Raw genomic sequence first — 21,866 nt, 5'->3', positions numbered from 1 at the left:
CGCGCCCGCCTCCGCAGCGAAGCGGAGAACGGGCGCCTTGCTGCTTCGCTTACTTCGTTTGAGCGGCCTTCGCGAGTGCGGCAACCGCGCTCTTCGAGTCCTGATCCGAGTTCATGAACTTGGTCACGACGTCGGTGATCGCGCCAGCGGTCGCGTCCGGCTGAGCCATGCCGTGCGCCAGCGACGGCACGTAACCGCCGCCCTTGATCGCCGTTTGCTCATCCGCGTACGACTTCTTCGCGCAATCGTCGAACTTGTCCATCGACACGCCGAGGCGCACCGGGATCGAGCCCTTGTACAAGCTGAACTGCTCTTGGAAGCCCGGGCTCATGATCGTCTTGGCGAGCGCAAGCTGGCCAGCCGATGCAGCCGATTGGCCCTTCTGCTGGAAGAACACGAACGAGTCGACGTTGAACGTGTAGTCCTTCGCCGTGCCCGGCACTGCCGCGCAGATGTAGTCCGAGCCCGGCTTCTTGTTCGCGTTCGCGAACTCGCCCTTCGCCCAGTCGCCCATGAACTGCATGCCGGCCTTGCCGTTGATGACCATCGCCGTGGCGAGGTTCCAGTCGCGGCCCGTGCGGCTGTTATCCATGTACGACTCGATCTTGCGGACCGTGTCGAACACTTGGACCATCTTGTCGGAGGTCAGCGTCTTCTGGTCGAGGTCGACGAGCGCCTTCTTATAGAAGTCCGAGCCTTGCGACAGCACGACGTCTTCCCACAGCGTCAGGTCTTGCCACGGTTGGCCGCCTGCTGCGACCGGCTGGATGCCCGCGGCCTTCAGCTTGTCGGCGACGGCGAAGAACTCAGGCCAGCTGGTCGGCACCTTCGCGCCAACCTTGTCGAGCGCAGCCTTGTTGTACCAGACCCAGTTCACGCGGTGCACCGAGAACGGCGCGGCGACGTAGTGGCCGTCGGCGTGCATGATCTTGTCGATTTCGGGCGGCAGGTTCTTCTTCCAGTCGCCGGCAGCGGAATCGACGTTCACGAGCACGCCTTGCGACGCCCACTCCTGAATCAGCGGTCCCTTGATTTGCGCGGCGGACGGCGCGTTGCCCGAGATCACCTGCGTCTTCAGTGCGGTCATGGCCGCGGCGCCTGCGCCGCCTGCCACCGCGAAGTCCTTCCACGTGTAACCTTGTTTCTGCATGTCGTCCTTGAGGACGCCGACGGCCTTCGATTCACCGCCCGAAGTCCACCAGTGCAGCACTTCGAGGGATTCTGCCGCCTGCACAGCCGACACACCGCACAAGAGACCTGCGGCGCAAAGCGCACCCATGATCGCGCGAAATTTCATTCTTTATCTCCTCCAGACACCTGAACAAGAAACGATTGGCCCCCGATATGGCCGGGAAGCGGTGGTTTGTAAAACAGGCAAAACACTGGGCGGTCGAGCGTCGGACTTGCGCGTGCGCATATGCGCCAGCGCGCCCGTGTTCGGCCGCTGGCTCTCAAGAGTGAATAGACTGGGGAAGCAAACTACGAGTCTCCTCTTTTGATTTTGGCTTGCGCCGCGTCGCGCGGTGCAGGCTCGGAGAGGTAATTTAACGCTACCTCTTGATTTGGATTGTAGTTAAACTACAATTCAGTGTCAAAAAAAATTTTATCGGGCTACAACCCTCTGACTTACCCGCGGAGACACATGCAAACCGACTCGAGCTTCACCTTCGTTCTCTTTGGCGGAACCGGCGATCTGTCGATGCGAAAGATCCTGCCCGCACTGTATGAAGCGCACCGTGCAGGAATGCTTTCCGAGCAAGGCAAGATCGTGGCGGTCGCGCGCGACGATAACGACTTGAACGGCTATTTGCAGTGGGTCGAAGAAAACGTCAGGGAACACGTCTCGAAGAACGGGCTCGACGAAACGTGCTGGAAGAGCTTCCTTGAGCGCATTGCCTACGTCTACATGGATCTCGGCAAGCCCGAGGACTACGCGAAGCTGCGCGACGCCGTCGCCGCTTTGCCCGGCAATCGCGTGTTTTACCTCGCCACCGGCCCGTCGCTGTTCGTGCCGATCTGCCGCGCGCTCGCGTCGGTCGGCTTGAATCAGAATGCGCGGATCGTGCTCGAAAAGCCGCTCGGCTATGACCTGCGTTCGTCGAATGCGATCAACGATGCGGTCGGCGAAATCTTCGCCGAAGAGCAGATCTACCGGATCGACCACTACCTCGGCAAAGAGCCGGTGCAGAACCTGCTCGCGCTGCGCTTCGGCAATGCGCTCTTCGAGCCGCTGTGGCGCCGCGAGTGGGTCGAAAGCATCCAGATCACGATCGCCGAAGAGCTGGGCGTCGAAGGCCGCGGCGACTTCTACGACAACACCGGCGCGTTGCGCGACATGGTGCAGAACCACTTGCTGCAGCTGCTCTCGATCGTCGCGATGGAGCCGCCGCACTCGATGGATTCCGACTCCGTGCGCGACGAGAAGCTGCGCGTGCTGCGCGCGCTCAAGCCGATCGATCCGCGCGACATCAGCAAGATCGCGGTGCGCGGCCAGTATCATGCGGGCGTGATCAAGGGGACGTCGGTGCCGGCCTACGCGACCGAGCATGGCGTGAAGCCCGACAGCACCACCGAGACCTTCGTCGCGCTGAAGGTGGAGATCGAAAACTGGCGCTGGTCCGGCGTGCCGTTCTTCCTGCGCACGGGCAAGCGCCTGGCCGACCGGGTCGCGGAGATCGTCGTGAATTTCCGCGCCGTGCCGCATTCGGCGCTTGGCCCCACGGCGCTGCGCCCCGGCTCAAACCGTCTCGTGATCCGCCTGCAGCCGAACGAAACGATCCGCCTCTATTGCCTCGCGAAGCAGCCGGGCGAAGGGATGAACCTGTCGAGCGTGCACTTGGATCTCGCGTTCGACCAGTTCTTCAAGGAAGGCCAGATGGAGGCGTATCAGCGTCTGTTGCTCGACGTCATCCACGGCCGCCTCGCTTTGTTCGTGCGCCGCGACGAGCAGGAAGCCGCGTGGACCTGGGTCGAGCCGATCCTGAACGAATGGAAGGCGGCGAACAAACCGCCGAAACCGTATGCGTCGGGCACGTGGGGGCCGGCCGCCGCGAGTGCGATGCTCGCGCAGCACGGCACCTGCTGGCTCGAGGAAGAAAATTGAAAGTGTTCTGAAGAGAATTGCAGGTTTATTTATGATTGGCGGTTTGCGCGCGCCCAACCGCAGCGCGCAACACGCCGATCGCACGACATCGACGAAACCTACAAAAAGCAGCCTGGAGGAGAAGTGATCGAGCTTCACGCTTTCGACGACCCGCGCGCCCAATCCGACGCGCTGGCGAAAGCGGTGCGCGACGCGCTACAAGCGTCGCTCGCCGCCCATGGCAGCGCAAGCGCATCGGGCGCACCCCGTGCGACGCTCGCCGTATCCGGCGGCACCAGCCCGCGCCCGTTTCTCGAGACGCTCTCGCACGAGCCGCTCGACTGGGACCGCATCGACGTCACGCTCGTCGACGACCGCTGGGTGCCGGACACCGATACCGCCAGCAATTCGCGCCTCGTGCGCGAAACCTTGCTGACGCACGCCGCCAGCCAAGCGCGCTTTCATCCGCTCGTCGACATCTCGCAGCCGCTCGACGCGCACATCGCCGCGCTGAACAGCGACGCGGCGCGCGCGTTGCCGCGGGTCGCCGTGCTCGGCATGGGCGAGGACGGCCACACCGCCTCGATCTTCGCCGACGCGCCCGAGTGGGACTTCGCGATCACGACGCCGGAGCGCTTCGTCGCCGTCCATCCAAGCGCCGCGCCGCATGCGCGCGTGAGCTGGTCGCTCTCCGCACTCAAGCAGATCGACCGGCTGTTCCTGCTCATTGCCGGCCCGCGCAAGCTCGACGTGCTCAACGCCGCCGCGGCCGCCGACCAAAAAAACGCCATCTCGAAGCTGGCAAACGACAAGGGAGTCAGACTCGATGTCTACTGGTGTGCAAACTAAGGCTGTCCCCGGGGTGGGCCAGCACGCCGACGGGCCGCGCCTATTGGCCGACATCGGCGGCACCAACGCGCGCTTCGCGCTCGAAACGGGTCCCGGCGAGATCACGCAGATCCGCGTCTATCCGTGCGCGGAATATCCCGGCGTCGCCGACGTGCTCAAGAAGTACGTGAAAGATACGAAGATTGGCCGCGTGAATCACGCTGCGATCGCGATCGCGAACCCGGTCGACGGCGACCAGGTCAGCATGACCAATCACAACTGGACGTTCTCGATCGAGGCGACGCGCCGCGCGCTCGGCTTCGATACGCTGCTCGTCGTCAACGACTTCACCGCGCTCGCGATGGCGCTGCCCGGTCTCACCGACGCTCAACGCGTGCAGGTCGGCGGCGGCACGCGCCGGCAAAACAGCGTGATCGGCCTGCTCGGGCCGGGCACGGGGCTTGGCGTATCGGGCCTGATTCCCGCCGACGACCGCTGGATCGCGCTCGGCAGCGAAGGCGGCCACGCGACCTTCGCGCCGGCCGACGAGCGAGAAGACATCGTGCTCCAGTACGCGCGCAAGAAGTGGTCGCATGTATCGTTCGAGCGCGTGTCCGCAGGTCCGGGGCTCGAACTGATCTACCGCGCGCTCGCCGCGCGCGACAAGAAACGCGTGCCCGCCACACTCGATCCGGCCGACGTCGTGAACCGCGCGCTCGACGGCGAAGCGCTCGCGATCGAAGTCGTCGATTGCTTCTGCGGGATTCTCGGCACGTTCGCCGGCAATATCGCGGTGACGCTCGGCGCGCTCGGCGGCATCTATATTGGCGGCGGCGTCGTGCCGCGGCTCGGCGAAGTCTTCGCGCGTTCGCCGTTCCGCGAACGCTTCGAGGCGAAGGGCCGCTTCCAGCCCTATCTCGCCAACGTGCCGACCTACGTGATCACCGCCGAATATCCGGCGTTCCTCGGGGTCTCGGCGATCCTCGCCGAGCAGTTGTCGAACCGCTCGGGCGCGGGCTCGTCGGCCGTGTTCGAGCGCATCCGCCAGATGCGCGACGCGCTCACGCCGGCCGAGCGCCGCGTCGCGGACCTCGCGCTCAATCACCCGCGCTCGATCATCAACGACCCGATCGTCGACATCGCGCGCAAGGCCGACGTCAGCCAGCCGACCGTGATCCGCTTCTGCCGCTCGCTCGGCTGCCAAGGGCTCTCCGACTTCAAGCTCAAGCTCGCGACGGGCCTCACGGGCACGATCCCGGTGAGCCACAGCCAGGTGCATCTGGGCGACGCCGCGACCGACTTCGGCGCGAAGGTGCTCGACAACACCGTGTCGGCGATCCTGCAACTGCGCGAGCACTTGAACTTCGAAAACGTCGAGCGCGCGATCGACCTCCTGAACGGCGCGCGGCGCATCGAGTTCTACGGCCTCGGCAACTCGAACATCGTCGCGCAGGACGCGCACTACAAATTCTTCCGCTTCGGCATCCCGACGATCGCCTACGGCGATCTGTACATGCAGGCGGCGTCGGCCGCGCTGTTGGGCAAGGGCGACGTGATCGTCGCGGTGTCGAAGTCGGGCCGCGCGCCCGAACTGCTGCGCGTGCTCGACGTCGCAATGCAAGCGGGCGCACAAGTGATCGCGATCACCTCGAGCAACACGCCGCTCGCGAAACGCGCGACGGTCGCGCTCGAAACCGATCACATCGAGATCCGCGAATCGCAGCTGTCGATGATTTCGCGGATCCTTCACCTCTTGATGATCGACATCCTCGCGGTGGGCGTCGCGATCCGGCGCGCCGTGCCGAGCACGGAGATGACCGAAGCGGTGGCGAAAGCGCGCTCGGAAAGCAATGACGATGCAGTCGCGGTGCTCGATTGGCTGAGTCATGGCGCGGCGTCGTCGGCGGCGGATTGATAGGTGCACTGAGCGTCGTCCGCCTTCGCGAAAACCCTTACCGCGCTTTCCCTCATTCTGAAAAAAATGCGCGCGTGGTTTCATTCAGTCTGCTGGCGAGTTAGCGACGCGCCAGCATTCATCTAAAGAGCTCGACCCGCCCCGTGACAACGGCGCGGGTCTTTTTTTGTCGACCCGGACTTGGCGGTCCGACCCCATGCAAAGCTCGGTCGATTCCTTGCGCGGGATCTCGAAAAATTGACCGCCTCTTCGAACGACCCGCAACGCATCGTCGGGTGGCCTATTAAGCGCTCTCTTCATATCCCAATTTTTCAGCGCATTTACAACGGTTGCTGACTTCGCGGGCGGCGTTGTCAAAAAGTCACACCTTGATCGTATTTAAGCAAACGCTTTCATTGAAAGCCGCATGTAGTCTAGGTCTCATCAAATCAAGTTTTGCAACACGTTATTGCGAAATCCGCAACAACCTAGAACAACTAGTGTTTCTACTAATGAGTCGGTGAATTTAAGACCCCTAGTATCCGAGCGTTCCCTGAAAACCGCGGCGGGGACCGGGTCGTTCATTAGGCATGCGTATCCGCTGCAAACCTTCACCCCATCCGGGTGCTCACAACTTGCAATCCGTCTCGGAGACCACTTAATGAAGAAATCGCTCATCGCTCTCGCAGTGACGAGTGCCGTGTCAGTACCGGCATTCGCGCAGAACAGCGTCACGCTTTACGGCATCATCGACCTCGGCATCACGTACGTGAACAACACCGGCGGGCACTCGCAGTGGCAAGAGCAAAGCGGCATCGTGCAAGGCAGCCGCTGGGGCTTGAAGGGCGTTGAGGATCTCGGCGGCGGCACGAAGGCCATCTTCCAATTGGAAAACGGCTTCAACGCCGCCAAGGGCACGCTCAGCCAGGGTAGCCGCGAGTTCGGCCGTCAAGCCTACGTCGGCCTGACGAACGACACCTACGGTACGTTGACCTTGGGCCGCCAGTACGACCCGGTCGTCGACAACGCACAGCCGACGACGTTCAACGGTCAATGGGGCGCCCTGTTCTCGCACCCGGCCGATATCGACAACACCGACAACGGTTTCCGTATCAACAACGCGGTCAAGTATGTGTCGCCGCGCTTCTACGGCGTGCAGGCTGAAGGCTTCTATGCATTCGGCGGCCAACCTGGCCAATTCAGCCAGAACAGCACGGTTGGCGGCGGCCTGAACTACTCGGCCGGCCCGCTGTACATCGGCGCTGGCTACTTCTTCGCGAAGAACCCGGCAAACACGTCGGGCAATCCGAACGGCCAATTCAACGACGGCAACTTTGTCAATGACCAAAAGCCGACCGCTGTCACGTCGAGCTCTGGTATTTGGGGCCTCGTGGGTGTTCCGTCCAACATGCAATCCATCAGTGCGGGTGCTTCGTACATTCTGGGTCCGGTGCAGTTCGGCGGCAACTTCTCGAACGTTCGCTTCGAAAACGCCAACGGCGTAACGGGCAACACCGTGTGGTTCGACAGCTACGAACTCTGGGGTCAATACCATCTGACGCCGGCAGCGACGCTGGGTGCCGGCTACACGTACACGAACGGCAAGGTCAACGCTACGGGCCAGAAGCCGAAGTATGGTCAGTTCAATGCGATCGCCGACTACGCGCTGTCGAAGCGCACCGACGTCTACCTGATGGGTATCTACCAGCACGCGATGAGCGGCGGCGTCACGGCCGACATCTACGCGGCGCAGTTCGGCGGTGGCGCGAGCTCGAACTCGAACCAGGTCGCCGCGCGCGTCGGCATCCGCCACAAGTTCTAAAAGCGGTATCAGTTCGGCAAGATCCGGCGGCGCACGCGTTTGCCGGATCCTGTTCCGATTGCAAAAGCCCCGCATCGCGCGGGGCTTTTTTTATGGCGCGCGACGAGAAGCGAAAACGCCGCTCTCGCTCAACGCGCGACTACGCATCCGCGGCCGGTTTCGCCGCACCCATCGACCGCACCGGCCACCCATGCCAACGCACGACGAGCACCCGTCCGACGAAGCAAAGCGCGCCCGTCACCGCGATCGTGGTCCCCATGCCCTTCGGCGAGCCGTCGTGAAACGCGCCGACCGCAATGCTCGCGAGAGCGCCGAGCGCGAGTTGCATCGCACCGAACACGGCTGCGGCAGCGCCCGCGTTGTGCGGATAGCGATGCATCAGATCAGTCGTGCAATTGGCCGACAACAGCCCTACCACACCCACCACGAAGAACAGGCACACCACGATCGACCACAGCCCGCCCCACCCCGTCAGGCACGCGATCGCGACCGCAAACGACGCGACGCAACTGACTAGCGCCGCCGCCTTGATGATCGCGAGCGACCCGAAGCGGCCGATCAGACGCGTATTCAGGAAGTTCGCGAGCATGATGCCGACGACGTTCAGGCCGAACAGAAAGCCGTAGTGCTGCGGCTTCACGTGGAAGTAGTCGATATAGACGAAGGGCGTCGCCGTGATGTACGCGAACATCGAAGCGAACGCCATGCCGCCGCAGAGGACGTGGCCGAGCGCAACGGGATCGGTGATCAGGTGCCCGTACACCGCGAACGACTTCAGCACCGCGGCGCTCTTGCGCTTCTCTTTCGGCCAGGTCTCGGGCACGCGGAAGTACGCGAGCGCGGCACAAAGCGCGCCGAACAGCGTTAAGAATACGAACACCGCGCGCCAGCCGCCCAACAGTAGCACCTGACCGCCGACGAGCGGCGCGAGCAGCGGCCCGATCGCCGTGACGATCGCGACCATCGACAGCACGCGCGCCGCGTCGGTCGGCTCGTGCGCGTCGCGCGCGATGGCCCGCGCCAGCACCGACGCCGCGCCCGCCCCAAGCGCCTGCAGAAAGCGCACGGCGACGAGCACATCGATCGACCACGACACGACGCAGCCAATGCTCGCCAACGTGAAAAGCGCAATGCCGCCGAGCAGCACGGGCCGTCGCCCCAAGGTGTCCGAGAGCGGCCCGTAGAGCAGCATGCCGACCGAAAAGCCGAACATGAAGCTCGTGAGCGTGGCCTGCGCTGCCGCGGCACTGACCGCGAACGACTGAGCGATCGACGGCAGGCTCGGCAGATACATATCAGTGGCAATCGGCCCGCAGGCGGCGAGCGCGCCAAGCAACAGGATCAGCCGGCCATCGGGCCGGCGTTTGACGACGTGAGACATGGGGAAATCCGAAAGAAGCGGCCCGGCAGGCAGGCCTTGCGAAACGCTGACAACAAGCCGGCATTGTACTTGACGGTACTAATTACCAGCCGGCGGCGTGCGACGACGACGCGGAAGAAGCCCTGGACGGAGCCGATGGCCAATCGGCCGAGCCCGGCAATCCGGCACGACTCCGGTACAATTTGAGCCATCTTTTCGCGCGCGAGAAGCGCCTCTTTGGCGCCGCTTGCGAGCGCTCCGCCTCTCATCCAGCAGATTTCATCCCATGTCCAAGAATCAAGCTCTGTTCGAACGCGCCCAGCTCACCATCCCCGGCGGCGTGAACTCGCCGGTTCGCGCATTCCGTTCGGTCGGCGGCACGCCGCGCTTCATCGAGCGCGCACAAGGCCCGTACTTCTGGGACGCCGACGGCGCGCGCTATATCGACTACATCGGCTCCTGGGGTCCGATGATTCTCGGCCACGTACACCCTGAAGTGCTCGAAGCGGTGCAGCGCGTACTCGCAAACGGCTTCTCGTTCGGCGCACCGACCGAAGCTGAAATCGAAATCGCCGAGGAAATCTGCAAGCTCGTGCCGTCGATCGAACAAGTGCGGCTCGTGTCGAGCGGCACCGAGGCGACCATGAGCGCGCTGCGTCTCGCGCGCGGCTTCACAAACCGCAGCCGCATCGTGAAGTTCGAAGGCTGCTATCACGGCCACGCCGACAGCCTGCTCGTGAAGGCCGGCTCGGGCCTCCTCACGTTCGGCAACCCGACCTCGGCGGGCGTGCCCACCGACATCGCGAAGCACACCACCGTGCTCGAATACAACAACGTCGCGGCTCTCGAAGAAGCGTTCGCGGCGTTCGGCGGCGAGATCGCGTCGGTGATCGTCGAGCCGGTCGCGGGCAACATGAATCTCGTGCGCGCGACGCCCGAGTTCCTGCAGGCGCTGCGGCGCCTGTGCACGCAGCACGGCGCCGTGCTGATCTTCGACGAAGTGATGTGCGGCTTCCGCGTCGCGCTCGGCGGCGCGCAGGCGCTCTATGGCATCACGCCCGACCTGACGTGTCTCGGCAAGGTGATCGGCGGCGGCATGCCGGCAGCCGCGTTCGGCGGACGGCGCGACATCATGGCCCATCTCGCCCCGCTCGGCGGCGTGTATCAGGCGGGCACGCTGTCGGGCAACCCGATCGCCGTCGCCGCAGGCTTGAAGACGCTGCAATTGATCCAGGCGCCTGGCTTCTACGACAACCTCTCCGCGCAAACCGCGCGCCTCGTGAGCGGCCTCACCGCCGCGGCGCGCGACGCCAAAGTGCCGTTCGTCGCCGACGCGATCGGCGGCATGTTCGGCCTCTATTTCACCGAGCAGATCCCCACGAGCTTCGCCGATGTCACGCGCTGCGACATCGCGCGCTTCAACGCCTTCTTCCACAAGATGCTCGACGCGGGCGTGTACTTCGCGCCGTCGGCGTACGAGGCGGGCTTCGTGTCGATCGCGCACGACGACGCCGTGATCGACGCCACCATCGATGCCGCGCGCGGTGCGTTCGCCGCACTGTCGGCCTAAAGCCAACCACCGTCAATCAAGGCATACGCCGCGATGTTTTCCGAAACCGACTTCATCCATATGCAGCGCGCGCTCGCCCTCGCGGCGCGCGGCATGTACACGACGACGCCGAATCCGCGCGTCGGCTGCGTGCTCGTGAAAAGCGGCGTCGTGATCGGCGAAGGCTTCACGCAGCCCGCCGGCCAGGACCACGCCGAAGTGCGCGCGCTTAAGGATGCCCGCGCGCGCGGCAACGATCCGCGCGGCGCGACCGCCTATGTGACGCTCGAGCCGTGCAGCCACTTCGGCCGCACGCCGCCGTGCGTGAATGCGCTGATCGACGCGCAAGTCGAGCGCGTGATCGCCGCGATGGAAGATCCGAATCCGCAGGTGTCGGGACGCGGCCTCGCGATGCTGCGCGAAGCCGGCATCGACGTGCGCTGCGGCCTGCTCGCGAACGAGGCGCATGAGATGAACATCGGCTTCGTATCGCGCATGACGCGCGGCCAGCCGTGGGTACGCATGAAGGTCGCGAGCTCGCTCGACGGCCGCACCGCCCTGCCCTCCGGCGAAAGCCAGTGGATCACGGGCAACGCCGCGCGCGCCGACGGCCACGCCTGGCGCGCACGCGCCTGCGCGATCCTGACCGGCATCGGCACCGTGCGCGAAGACGATCCGCAACTGACCGTGCGCTCGGTCGCGACGACACGCCAGCCGCAGCGCGTATTGATCGACAGCCGCCTCGAAGTGCCGCTGACGGCGCGCATCCTTGAAGGCGCGCCGCCGCTGATCTTCTGCGCATCGATCGACCAACACAACGCCGATCACGCCGTCTCGCTCGCCGCGCGCGGCGCGGAGATCGTGCCGATCGCGAACGCGCACGGCAAGGTCGATCTGCCGTCGATGCTCAAGATCCTCGGCTCGCGCGGCATCAACGAACTGCATGTCGAAGCGGGGCACAAGCTGAACGGGTCGCTGTTGCGCGAGGGCTGCGTCGACGAATTGCTCGTCTATGTCGCGCCGAGCCTGCTCGGCGCCGAATCGGCGGGAATGTTCGACCTGGCCGCACCCGCAACGCTCGACGCGCGCAAGCGCCTCGCTTTCCACTCGGTCGAGCGAATCGGCGACGACTTGCGCGTGCTCGCGCGCTTCGTGCCGGCCGACTCCTCAACCGACGCCACTCGCTAACTCTCAGGAAACCACACGATGTTTACAGGAATCGTCGCGGCGGTCGGCCGCATCGAATCGATCCAGCCGCTCGGCGGCGCACCGGACGCGGGCGTGCGCCTGACGGTGAACGCCGGCTCGCTCGGCCTCGAAGACGTCGCGCTCGGCGACAGCATCGCGATCCAGGGCGCGTGCATGACGGTGATCGCGAAAACAGCGCAGACGTTCGACGTCGACGTGTCGCGCGAAAGCCTGGATTGCACGGTGGGTCTTGCGCAAACCGGCGACGTGAATCTCGAGAAGGCAATGCGCGCACACGATCGTCTCGGCGGACACATCGTGTCGGGGCACGTCGACGGACTTGGCACGGTCACGCATTTCGCGCCGGTCGGCGAATCGCAGGAGTTGCGTGTGCTCGCGCCGCGCGAGATCGGCCGCTTTCTCGCATACAAGGGTTCGATTACCGTGAACGGCGTGAGCCTCACGGTGAACTCGGTGAACGATCGCGACGACGGCTGCGAGTTCTCGATCAACCTGATCCCGCACACCGTCGAAGTGACGACGCTCAAGCATCTCGCGCCGGGCGTGAAGGTCAATCTCGAGATCGATTTGATCGCGCGGTATGTGGAGCGGATGTTGTCGACGGCGTCACAGTAAAGCAGCTCACGTCACCGCCGGCTCATCACTAAACGCAGCCAATTCCCGCACCAAGCTCTGCGCCGCCAGCTTCACCAGTGCACCACCCTTGTCCGGGCTCGCCTGCGCCGGGTCCGAACCGATGCGTCCATCCGGGTAGCGGGCGCGGAAGTCGAGCGCCTCGCGGATCGGGCCCGTCGGCGCGATTTGCGGCGCGTAGTCGGCCGATTTGATCGAGCCGGGCAGCGCCCACTGGGTGATGGCGATCTCCGAAGGAGTCGCGTGAGAGCCATGGCCGGTCGGAAACTGCTCGCGCGCCAATTCGCCCACGCCCTCCAGGTCCCACCAGTTGCACAGCTTCATCGCGAATCCGGCCCGGCGCCCGGCGAAGCTGGCTTCGGCGTACACCTCGGAGAAGGCCGCCTCGATCGACGCGATGTTGCCGCCGTGGCCGTTGAGAAACAGGATCTTCTCGAAGCCGTGGCCCGCCAGCGAACGGATCCAGTCGCCGATTGCCGCGATGAAGGTCGACGGGCGCAGCGAAATCGTCCCCGGAAAGGCCAGATGATGTTGCGCCATGCCGATGTTGAACGTCGGCGCGACCAGAATATCGGCGGTCTTCTCCGCCTCGCGCGCGATGATCTCGGGACACAGCCAGTCAGTGCCGAGCAAGCCGGTCGGACCGTGCTGCTCGTTCGAGCCGATCGGAACCACGATGGTGCGGCTCTTCGTCAGAAACTGCGCTACCTCGGACCACGTCGATAGATGCAAAAGCATGGTGAACTCCTTTGTTTGGCCGGCTCCTGCGGAAACGCGAAGCGATAGCCGGTTTCGGTTTGCCGATAGTGTCAGCGGCCAGCCTGCCGAGCAATAGCAACTAAGCTCACGTTCCGTTGCCTAGTGAGCAACACCGTTGTGCAGCCGTAGTGGGCAGCTGCGTTCAGCAGCAGTCTAGCGGCCATGTTCCGCATCGGCGGCATCGGCGAACATCGTCATACGGCGCAGGATCCACTCGAGCAATTCATGCGCGGCCGCGACGAGCGGCCTGCCCGATTTGACGAGCACCCTCGCCTTGATGCCGCGAAACAGCGGATGATCGATCGGCACGATCGCGAGCTCGCCCGCCGCGATTTCCGTATAGGCCGCGAATTCCCCGATGAGCGTCACGAAGTTTTCCGATGCGACGAGGCGCTTCAACGCCATCAGCGAATTGGTGGTCACCGTCGGGCGGATCGCGACGTTCTCCGCGAACTCGAGCAGTTTGGCCGCGTGGCCGATGCCGTAGGTCGCGGGCATCAAGGCAAGCGGATAGGCGAGCATGTCGTCGATGCTGGCGGAGCCGCCTCGCAGCGCGAGCGGATGGTCGCGCCGGACCAGCAGCACGATCGGCTGCGGCGAGCTTGCCCGATATTCGATCGAAGGATGCGGCGGCGGGTTGTAGGCGAGCCCGATATGCGCGCGGCTTTCGGCGACCTCGGTCAGCAAGTCGTCGACAGGCAGCGCCTCCACACCGATCTCCACCTTCGGATAGCGCTTCCAGAACGGGATCAGCACTTCGTCGACCAAGGCGTCGACATAGCCTTCGCTGACGGCCAGCTGGACATGTCCCAGTTGAAGCCCCTTCAACGCAAGCAGCCGGTCTTCGAGTTTTTCCTGTTGCGACCGGTAGCCTCTCCAGAACTCCAACAGATGCGCCGCGGCCTCGGTCGGCTTGACGCCGCGTGCCTGGCGCTCGAAGAGCGTCGTGCCAAGCTCGTCCTCCAGCAGCTTGATCTGCCGCGTGATGACCGACGGCGACGTATTGAGGCTATCGGCCGCGCCGCGGATCGTGCCGTGCGTCAGCACCTCGTGAAAGTACCGCAGACGTTGCTGATTGATCTCCCGCATGACGAATTCTCCCGATCCATGTCGTTGCCTTTGCAGCAACGATACGTGAACTTAGTTGCTGTTGCTCGACAGATCGAACGCCGCCACCATGAGTTCACGCGAAAAGCGGAACGACACACCAACGATTGGAGACACGCATGTCAGCAATACCCAACGTCACGGGAGGAGACGCCACGGCGGCGCTCTACAACCGAATCAATTGGCGGCTGCTGCCGTTCCTGCTGATCTGCTACGTCTTCGCGTATCTGGATCGCGTCAATGTCGGCTTTGCCAAGCTGCAGATGCAAAGCCACCTCGGACTCTCCGATGCCGCATATGGTGTCGGGGCTGGCATCTTCTTCCTCGGGTATGTGCTGTTCGAACTGCCGAGCAATCTGCTGTTGCCGCGAGTCGGCGCAAAAAAAACGTTCGCACGCATTCTGGTGCTGTGGGGCATCACGTCGGCATGCATGCTCTTCGTGCGCAACGTGCCGGCGTTCTATGGCATGCGCTTCCTGCTCGGGGTCTTCGAAGCCGGCTTCGCGCCGGGGATGATCTATTACCTGTCGTGCTGGTACGGTCCGGCGGGAATGGCGCGGGCGATCGCGATCGTCTTTGTCGCGGGCCCGCTCGGCGGGATCGCGGGCGGGCCGCTTTCCGCGTGGCTCATCACCGTGTTCGACGGCACCGCCGGCCTCGCCGGGTGGCAATGGATGTTTCTAGCCGAGGGGCTGCCGTGCATCGCGCTCGGCGTGCTCACGCTCTTTGTGCTGCCCGACCAGCCCCAAGACGCGCGCTGGCTGGACGAACGGGAGAAGCGCCTGCTCGCAGCGGAGCTTACCGAGGGCGCGGCTCGTTCCCACTCGTTCAAAGCCGTGCTTCGCGACGGCAGAATTTATGTCCTCGCGCTCGCTTACTTCTGCATCATCGCGTCGATCTACGCGATCAGCTTCTGGCTGCCGACCATACTCAAAGCGCAGGGGGTCGCCGACACGATCACGCTCGGCTGGTATTCGGCCCTTCCGTATCTCGCCGCCGCCATCGGCATGGTCGCGATCGGCCGCAGATCAGACCGGCTCGGCGAACGACGCTATCACTGCGCACTGCCGGCGATCGCCGCTGCGCTGCTGCTGGCTGCATCGGTGCTGTCGGACGGCAACCTCGCCGTCTCGCTCGTTCTGCTGACGCTGGCCACAGCGGGGCTTTGGATGGCCTACACGGTGTTTTGGGCGATGCCGTCCGAATACATCAAAGGGCCGGCGGCAGCGGGAGGCATCGCCCTCATCAATACGATCGGCTTGTCGGGCGGGTTCTGGGGACCGGCGATCATCGGCTGGACGAAGGCCGCAACCGGCAACCTGCATCTCGGGTTCTTGGTCATGGCGTGCTTGCCGATGCTCGCGTCGGTCCTGATTCTTGGAGTACGGAGAGCCGACGCTGTCGCTGTTCCGGTGCAGCCGTGATGCCCCCAATTGGCCGCCCCGCAAATTGACCGGCGACGTGAAGTTGTTCGACGTATCGACCGAAGTTGACGACAATGTTCCTAATTGAACCATTGCGGGCGTGCTCCGTTGTTGGAAACGCCGCTGAATCCAAAAGGAAACATGAGACGACTGTTCCTCGCCGCGCTCGCTGCCACCTCTTTCGCGACTTGCGTTCATGCGCAAAGCAACGCGTCTGGCCCGCTCGCCACACCTGCGGGTCAATTGCAATTCGCGCGCGTTGACCGCGATTTCGTCGGGATGCTCGACAAGGACGTTTTCGATCGCTTCAGCGCTAACGCGCTCACGCATTTCGATGACGTCGACAGCGCAAATGACAACGTCACGCGCACGCTCGTGCAGACTGACTCCGGCCCAGTGCTGTACGACTTTCGCCGCCGTCCGCCACTTGTGCAACGCTCCGGTAAGCGCATGACGGTGAGGCGCGTGTTCTGGCAAGGCGATGAAGTCGTGATGCAAAGCTCGCAAGGCTGGTTCCGCTTCCAAGGCGGCGTGCTGACGAAGCTGCAGTCGTCTACCACGACGTACCGTTGATCGGGCGCGTACCCGAACATACGGCTGACGCAACCAGTGCTGGATCAGTGGCCGCTCGCAAGCGGCCACTGCACACCACTTCAACCCTGCTTCGTCGCCTTCTTCGCGGATGACGCCGCAACCTTCGCCTGCTGCGCGGCCGTCTCGTTCTGCTCGATGATCTTCGCGATCTCTGCGTCCGCTTGCGCGCCGTACTGCGCAAACACATCGGTGCGATACGTCGTGTTCACGGCCGCCGCGAGCTGGGTGCCCGTGTCGTCGCGCGTGTCGGCGTCGACCGTCATCGACAGCCCAATGCGCAGCGGATGCGCTTCCAATTCCTTCGGGTCGAGTTGCACACGCACCGGCAGCCGCTGCACGATCTTGATCCAGTTACCGGTCGCGTTCTGCGCCGGCAGCGTCGCGAACGCACTACCCGTGCCCGCCGAGAAGCCGATCACGCGGCCATGGTACTTCACGCTCGAACCGTAGACATCGGCCGTCATCGTGACCGGCTGGCCGATCCGCATCCGGCGCAGTTGCACTTCCTTGAAGTTCGCATCGACCCACACGCCGTCGAGCGGCACGATCGACATCAGCGGCGTGCCCGGGCCCACGCGCTCGCCGACTTGCACGGAGCGCTGCGCGACGTAGCCCGTCACCGGCGCGGGCAGCGTGTTGCGCGCGTAGTCGAGGTAGGCGTCGCGAACCTTCGCGGCGGCGGCTTGCACGTCCGGGTGCTGCTCGATCGAGGTGCGGTCGGTCAGGGCGTGGTTCGATTGCGACTGCTGGCGGGCGGCGTCAAGCGAAGCCTGCGCGGCGGCCACGGCATCGCGGGCGTGCGAGACGTCTTCGGCCGACACCGCGCCGGTGTTCTGCACCGCGACACGGCGCTTCAAATCGTCCTGCGCTTTGGAGAGATCCGACTCTCGCTGCGCGATGTTCGCCGCGTAGTAGTCGTTGTTGACGTAGAGTGTGCTCACTTGGCGCACGGCCTGCCCGAGCGCCGCCTCGGCGTTCAGCAGCGCGATTCTCGAATCGGCCGGGTCCAACGTGACGACCGGGTCGCCCGCTTTCACGATCTGCGTGTCGTCCGCGTTGACGGCGTTCACCGTGCCCGTCACCTGCGGCGTGAGCTGCACGAGGTTGCCGTTGACGTAGGCGTCGTCGGTCGACTCGTGATATTGCCCGTACGTGAAGTAGTACGCGCCGTACGCCGCGCCTGCCACCACGACGCCGATACCCAGCAGCGCGAGCCACAGCTTGCGCTTGCCCGATGCTTGCGGCGGCGTTCCATCCGGCTTGGTGGCGGCGGGAGCATTGCGGGCATCTTTGCTGTTCGATTGGGCCGATTCCGCGCTCGTGCGGTCGGACGTGATGGAATCGCTCATTTCAATTCTCCAGAGAGTTTTTGCGAACGTGCCGGTTCAACGCGCGGCGACGACGGGATTGGACGTTGCAGCGGAAGCTGCTTTATGGGTTGCATCGGGGGTGGCATCGGACGACGTGTCGACATAGCCGCCGCCGAGCGCCGAGGCGAGCGCGATCTGCTGGTCGCGCCGGTTCATCAGCAAGTTGGCGACGGACTGATCGGCCTGCAGCGCGTTCATGTCGGCATTGAGCACGGTCAACTGGTTGGTCAGGCCGCCCTTGTATTGCGTGATCGCGAGATCGTCGGCCTGACGCGCGTCTTGTTGCGCCGCCTGCGCATCGGCGAGCTGCGCGTCGCTCGAGTGGATCTGCGCGAGTTGCGTCGCCACGTCGCTCAAGGCGGTGATCAGCGTCTGGTTGTAGGTCGCCACCGCTGAGTCGAAGTCGGCGTAGCGGCCCTTCAATTGCGCACGCAGCGCGCCCGCATCGAAGATCGGCAGATGGATCGCCGGACCTGCGCTTGCCTCACGGCTCGCAGCCGTGAGGAAGCGGCCGAAGCCGAACGCGTCGAGGCCGATCGCGGCGCTCAGGTTGATGTCCGGATAGAACTCGGCCTTCGCTTCCTTCACTTCGTGCGTGATCGAATCGACGCGCCAGCGGGCCGCGACGATGTCCGGGCGGCGGCTCACGAGGTCGGCGGGCAGGTTGTCCGGCAGACGCACTTCGTCGCCGACGCCAAGCGCGGGCCGCGCGATCGTGAGACCGCGGTCCGGGCCTTCGCCCATCAGCGCGGCCAGCTGGTAGCGCGTGGTCAGGATGCTGCCGTCGAGGGCGGACACCGTGGAGCGGGCGGTCGCGAGATTCGCCTGCGCCGTCTTGCGCTCGACTTCGGTATCGAGCCCGGTCGCGATGCGGCCGGCCGTGATGCGGTCGATGTCCTGGCGGCGCTCCACTTCCTGCTGCGCGATGTCGCGCAGCACGTAGAGCCGGGCGAGCTGGTTGTAGGTGCGGGCAATCGTGGTCGTGAGCGTGAGCTTGACGACTTCCGCGTCAGCCTCGGTCGCCTGCAGATCGGAGACCGACGCCTTGAGCGCTTCGCGATTCTTGCCCCACAGGTCCAGATCGTACGAGGCGCTCAACAGGCCGCTGTTCTCGGTTTGCCAGCTGCCACCGAAGGGCGGCGGCACCAGCGCGTTCGCGCTGTACTGCTCGCGCTTGAGCGAGTAGTCGGCGTTCACGCTCGGCATCGTGCTGGCCTTCGCGGTCTCCGTATAGGCTTGCGCCGCTGCGATGCGGGCGCGCGCCTGCGCGATCGTCGGGCTGCCCTTGAGCGCTTCGTCGATCAGCGCCTTCAGTTGCGCGTCGCCGAACTGGTCGGCCCAATCGGCCGCCGGCCAGTGGCCGCTTTCCGACGGCAGGCTCTGCGTCGTCTGGAACTGTTGCGGCTGGGCCATCTGCTTGTCGCTGTGAATGCCCGCGTAGTTGACACAGGCCGACAGCATGGCCACCAGGAGCACCGACAGCCCCGCCTTCATCGCACGGACGCCGCGGCCTTGTTTAACAATCTGCGTTTGCATTGTCTGACTCGTCAGATTAATGATTAAAAAAAGGGGAGCGCCGCGGCGCTCACTCGCCGATGAACTTGTCGAGCAGGCGGCCCAGTTCCTGGAACTCCGCCTTCGTGAACGTCCTCAACCGCACATTCAGTACTTCCGGCGCGATCCTCGGAAGTTCGGCCGCCACTTCCAGACCTTTCTTCGTCAGCGCCAGGTTGACCACGCGGCGATCTTCCACGCTGCGCGAGCGCTCCAGCAATCCCTTCGACTCCAGCTTGTCCAGCATGCGCGTCATGAGGCCCGTGTCGACCGACAGCAGCTTCGAGAGCTCGAACGGCGTGGAAGCCAAGCCGCGCTGCAGCGCCAGAACAATGCCCATCTGCGGGCTGGTGATGTCGAGGTCCTTGAGCGCCGCGTCCATTTCCGCAATGATCTGGTTACGCGCCTTGGTCAGCTTGAACCCGACGCTTTCTGTCAGTGCGAAGTTTTCGGGGGTGTAGTGCTTCATGGCGCGTCCTCGGTGTTGATGACCATCACAATAACTGCAAAGTCAGATTCTGGCAAGCGAATTTTTGAGATTTCTTCCTGCCCCGCCGACGCGCCCTATTCCCTCGCTCAGTGACCGCCCGCACCCGCGGCGTTTGCTGCCCCATCCTTGCTCGGCTTCGTGATCCAGATGAGCGGAATGATCACGATGAAGATCACCGCCGACAGCCAGGCGATATCGTTCAGGCCGAGCATCGCCGCCTGCGCGCTCATTTGCGACTCGAAAAAGGCTTGGGCCTTGAAGGCACTCGCGTGGAGCGTCGTCTGAATGTTAGCGATGGCTTGTACGTACGCCGGGTTGGTCGCGCTGGTCTGCTCGGCGAGCTGCGAATGGTGCAGGATCGTCCGGTTGTTCCAGGTGTTCTGCATGAGCGAGGTGCCCACCGCGCCCGCAAAGACCCGCACGAAGTTTGACAAGCCCGCGGCCGCAGGGATCTTCTCCGGCGGCAAGCCCGACAGGATGATCGCCGTAAGCGGCGTGAAGAACATCGCCATCGGGATGCCCATCAGCAGGGTCGGCAGCACGAGCGTGTGGACATCGACGTCGGTCGTGTACAGCGAACGCATCATGAACACGCCCGCAAAGCCGAGGAAGGCGACCGTCGCCAGCATTCGCATGTCGGTCTTCGGCATGATCTTGCCCATCACCGGCGCCAGGATCACCGCGAAGATGCCGAGCGGCGCCGTCACGAAGCCCGCGTCGACGGCCCGATAGCCGAGATACTCCTGAATCCAGGTCGGAAAGATCACGAGGTTGGCGAAGAACACCGCATACGAGACCGAAATCGCGACCGTGCCACCCATGAAGTTGCGCTGCTTGAAGAGGCGCAGATCGACGATCGGCTTGGCCTCGGTCAGCTCCCAGATCAGGAAGAACGCGAACGCGATCACCGCGACGATCGTGAGCACCCAGATCACGGGCGATTCGAACCAGGCGAGATCCTTGCCCTTATCGAGCATGATTTGCAGCGCGCCCACCCAGACGATGAGCGAGATGAGCCCCACCTTGTCGACCGCCAGCTTGCGCGAGGGCGTTTCACGCTTGTGGTAAAGCGCCCAGACCACCGCCGCGGCGAACAGGCCGACCGGCACGTTGATGTAGAAGATCCACGACCAGCTGTAGTTGTCGGTGATCCAGCCGCCCAGGGCCGGCCCCGCGATCGGCCCGACGGTCGCGGTCATCGCCCACAGCGACAGCGCGCTCGAGCTTTTTTCGCGCGGAAACGTGGAGAGCAAGAGCGCCTGCGACAGCGGCACGAGCGGCCCCGCCACCGCGCCTTGCACGATACGAGCCGCGAGCAGGATCGGCAGGCTGGGCGCGAAACCGCACGCGGCGGACGACACGACGAACAGCAGAATCGCGGCGACGAAGAGCTTGACCGTCCCGACCCGTTGCGTGAGCCAGCCGGTCAGAGGAATCGACACCGCGTTGGCCGCCGAGAACAGCGTGATGACCCACGTGCCCTCGTCGACCGATACGCCCAGGTCGCCGGAGAGCGTCGGGATCGCAACGTTGGCGATCGACGAATCCAGCACGTTCATGAAGGTGGCCAGGGCGACCGCGAACGCGCCCAGTGCGAATTGCCAGCCAACCAATGGCGCCGGAGCGCTCGCGTTTTTCGGCGGGTTCATATTGCGTCCTTTAAGGGTTTCGACGCCCGGCTGTCCTGGGGCCGTCGTCATTTATCTGATACGTCAGATATTTGGGCAAAAAAAATGGCTCATCCGGCCATCAACTTACTGAGGAGACGGCACAAAGTGTCGAACTCCAGCGGACTGAAGCTCGACAAGCGCCGGTTCAACACGGCCGGGGCGATTTCCGCGACCCGCGCGGCGGCTTTGCGCCCCGCTTCGGTCAACGCGAGGTTGACCACCCGCCGGTCCAGGCTGTTGCGAGCTCGGCGCACGAGCCCCTCCTTTTCCAATCGATCGACCACACGTGTGACGAATCCCGCATCGACGGCAAGCAGCTTGGCCAGCCCGACCGGCGTGCGCGCCCCGCCCCGGGCAAGGATCAGCAGCGCGCCGGCATGCGAGCTGCTGATGCCGGTGTTCGCGAGCGCTACGTCCATTTCCGCGTTGAGCAGATTGCGCGCCTTGCCGAGCGCGAAACCGATGTTCTGGAACGGCAGAAAACTGTCTTCGCTGTAGTAGTCCATAGCTGATACCTCCGT

19 protein-coding genes are annotated in these 21,866 nt (G+C 64.2%); 9 read left to right on the top strand and 10 right to left on the bottom strand.

Going from position 1 to position 21,866, the window contains the following annotated elements; all coding sequences use genetic code 11:
- Positions 1 to 49: 49 nt before the first annotated feature.
- Positions 50 to 1,297: an ABC transporter substrate-binding protein gene (locus tag AAHK20_RS09070; RefSeq protein ID WP_449181129.1), complete on the bottom strand. Its 1,248-nt coding sequence runs from the start codon at positions 1,295 to 1,297 to the stop codon at positions 50 to 52.
- Between the two features lie 345 nt (positions 1,298 to 1,642).
- Here AAHK20_RS09070 and zwf point away from each other — a divergent pair, with 345 nt between their 5' ends.
- The 4 genes from zwf to AAHK20_RS09050 all read left to right on the top strand — a co-directional run bounded on the left by zwf (position 1,643) and on the right by AAHK20_RS09050 (position 7,626).
- Complete coding sequence (gene zwf, locus AAHK20_RS09065) at positions 1,643 to 3,103, top strand: glucose-6-phosphate dehydrogenase (protein WP_449181128.1); 1,461 nt, start codon at positions 1,643 to 1,645, stop codon at positions 3,101 to 3,103.
- 123 nt (positions 3,104 to 3,226) lie between these two features.
- The gene (pgl, locus tag AAHK20_RS09060) at positions 3,227 to 3,931 is read left to right on the top strand and encodes a 6-phosphogluconolactonase (protein WP_449181127.1); all 705 of its coding nucleotides are present in this window, start codon (positions 3,227 to 3,229) and stop codon (positions 3,929 to 3,931) included.
- Positions 3,909 to 5,825 carry a bifunctional transcriptional regulator/glucokinase gene (locus AAHK20_RS09055; protein ID WP_449181126.1) on the top strand — a complete coding sequence of 639 codons (1,917 nt, stop codon included), beginning with the start codon at positions 3,909 to 3,911 and terminating at the stop codon, positions 5,823 to 5,825. Before pgl ends, AAHK20_RS09055 begins: the two co-directional genes overlap by 23 nt.
- Positions 5,826 to 6,465: 640 nt before the next feature.
- On the top strand, positions 6,466 to 7,626 hold the full coding sequence (locus AAHK20_RS09050) for a porin (protein ID WP_449181125.1): 1,161 nt from the start codon (positions 6,466 to 6,468) through the stop codon (positions 7,624 to 7,626).
- Positions 7,627 to 7,765: 139 nt separating this feature from the next.
- Here the strand turns inward: AAHK20_RS09050 and AAHK20_RS09045 are convergent, their stop codons facing one another.
- Complete coding sequence (locus AAHK20_RS09045) at positions 7,766 to 9,007, bottom strand: Bcr/CflA family multidrug efflux MFS transporter (protein ID WP_449181124.1); 1,242 nt, start codon at positions 9,005 to 9,007, stop codon at positions 7,766 to 7,768.
- The gene (locus AAHK20_RS09040) at positions 8,968 to 9,255 is read right to left on the bottom strand and encodes a hypothetical protein (protein WP_449181123.1); all 288 of its coding nucleotides are present in this window, start codon (positions 9,253 to 9,255) and stop codon (positions 8,968 to 8,970) included. Before AAHK20_RS09040 ends, AAHK20_RS09045 begins: the two co-directional genes overlap by 40 nt.
- A gap of 17 nt (positions 9,256 to 9,272) precedes the next feature.
- Here AAHK20_RS09040 and hemL point away from each other — a divergent pair, with 17 nt between their 5' ends.
- Genes hemL through AAHK20_RS09025 form a run of 3 tightly spaced genes read left to right on the top strand, consistent with a single transcriptional unit; the run spans position 9,273 to position 12,359 of the window.
- Positions 9,273 to 10,556, top strand: a complete 1,284-nt coding sequence (hemL, locus tag AAHK20_RS09035) for a glutamate-1-semialdehyde 2,1-aminomutase (protein WP_449181122.1) — start codon at positions 9,273 to 9,275, stop codon at positions 10,554 to 10,556.
- Between the two features lie 33 nt (positions 10,557 to 10,589).
- A complete protein-coding gene (gene ribD, locus AAHK20_RS09030) occupies positions 10,590 to 11,723 on the top strand; it encodes a bifunctional diaminohydroxyphosphoribosylaminopyrimidine deaminase/5-amino-6-(5-phosphoribosylamino)uracil reductase RibD (RefSeq protein WP_449181121.1) in 1,134 nt (377 codons plus the stop codon).
- 18 nt (positions 11,724 to 11,741) lie between these two features.
- Entirely contained in the window at positions 11,742 to 12,359 is a 618-nt protein-coding gene (locus AAHK20_RS09025) for a riboflavin synthase (RefSeq protein WP_449181120.1), read from the top strand.
- A gap of 6 nt (positions 12,360 to 12,365) precedes the next feature.
- Here the strand turns inward: AAHK20_RS09025 and AAHK20_RS09020 are convergent, their stop codons facing one another.
- Positions 12,366 to 13,115, bottom strand: coding sequence for a creatininase family protein (locus tag AAHK20_RS09020; protein WP_449181119.1), 750 nt, complete (start codon positions 13,113 to 13,115; stop codon positions 12,366 to 12,368).
- Between the two features lie 174 nt (positions 13,116 to 13,289).
- Positions 13,290 to 14,225 (bottom strand): LysR family transcriptional regulator, encoded by a 936-nt coding sequence (locus tag AAHK20_RS09015; protein ID WP_449181118.1) that lies wholly within the window; start codon positions 14,223 to 14,225, stop codon positions 13,290 to 13,292.
- A 137-nt stretch (positions 14,226 to 14,362) separates the two neighbouring features.
- On the opposite strand from AAHK20_RS09015, the gene AAHK20_RS09010 reads away from it, so the two are divergent.
- Both AAHK20_RS09010 and AAHK20_RS09005 read left to right on the top strand, forming a co-directional pair.
- A complete protein-coding gene (locus tag AAHK20_RS09010; protein WP_449181117.1) occupies positions 14,363 to 15,667 on the top strand; it encodes an MFS transporter in 1,305 nt (434 codons plus the stop codon).
- A gap of 141 nt (positions 15,668 to 15,808) precedes the next feature.
- Positions 15,809 to 16,240, top strand: a complete 432-nt coding sequence (locus AAHK20_RS09005) for a hypothetical protein (protein WP_449181116.1) — start codon at positions 15,809 to 15,811, stop codon at positions 16,238 to 16,240.
- An 80-nt stretch (positions 16,241 to 16,320) separates the two neighbouring features.
- Here the strand turns inward: AAHK20_RS09005 and AAHK20_RS09000 are convergent, their stop codons facing one another.
- The 5 genes from AAHK20_RS09000 to AAHK20_RS08980 all read right to left on the bottom strand — a co-directional run bounded on the left by AAHK20_RS09000 (position 16,321) and on the right by AAHK20_RS08980 (position 21,851).
- Positions 16,321 to 17,610, bottom strand: coding sequence for an HlyD family secretion protein (locus AAHK20_RS09000; RefSeq protein ID WP_449181115.1), 1,290 nt, complete (start codon positions 17,608 to 17,610; stop codon positions 16,321 to 16,323).
- A gap of 36 nt (positions 17,611 to 17,646) precedes the next feature.
- Positions 17,647 to 19,167, bottom strand: a complete 1,521-nt coding sequence (locus AAHK20_RS08995) for an efflux transporter outer membrane subunit (protein ID WP_449181114.1) — start codon at positions 19,165 to 19,167, stop codon at positions 17,647 to 17,649.
- A gap of 49 nt (positions 19,168 to 19,216) precedes the next feature.
- The gene (locus tag AAHK20_RS08990; RefSeq protein WP_449181113.1) at positions 19,217 to 19,654 is read right to left on the bottom strand and encodes a MarR family winged helix-turn-helix transcriptional regulator; all 438 of its coding nucleotides are present in this window, start codon (positions 19,652 to 19,654) and stop codon (positions 19,217 to 19,219) included.
- 107 nt (positions 19,655 to 19,761) lie between these two features.
- Entirely contained in the window at positions 19,762 to 21,324 is a 1,563-nt protein-coding gene (locus tag AAHK20_RS08985; RefSeq protein WP_449181112.1) for a DHA2 family efflux MFS transporter permease subunit, read from the bottom strand.
- 89 nt (positions 21,325 to 21,413) lie between these two features.
- Positions 21,414 to 21,851: a MarR family winged helix-turn-helix transcriptional regulator gene (locus AAHK20_RS08980; protein ID WP_449181111.1), complete on the bottom strand. Its 438-nt coding sequence runs from the start codon at positions 21,849 to 21,851 to the stop codon at positions 21,414 to 21,416.
- Positions 21,852 to 21,866 lie beyond the last annotated feature (15 nt).

This window comes from Trinickia camelliae, assembly GCF_053525655.1.
This window is presented reverse-complemented; position numbering and strand designations above follow the sequence as displayed.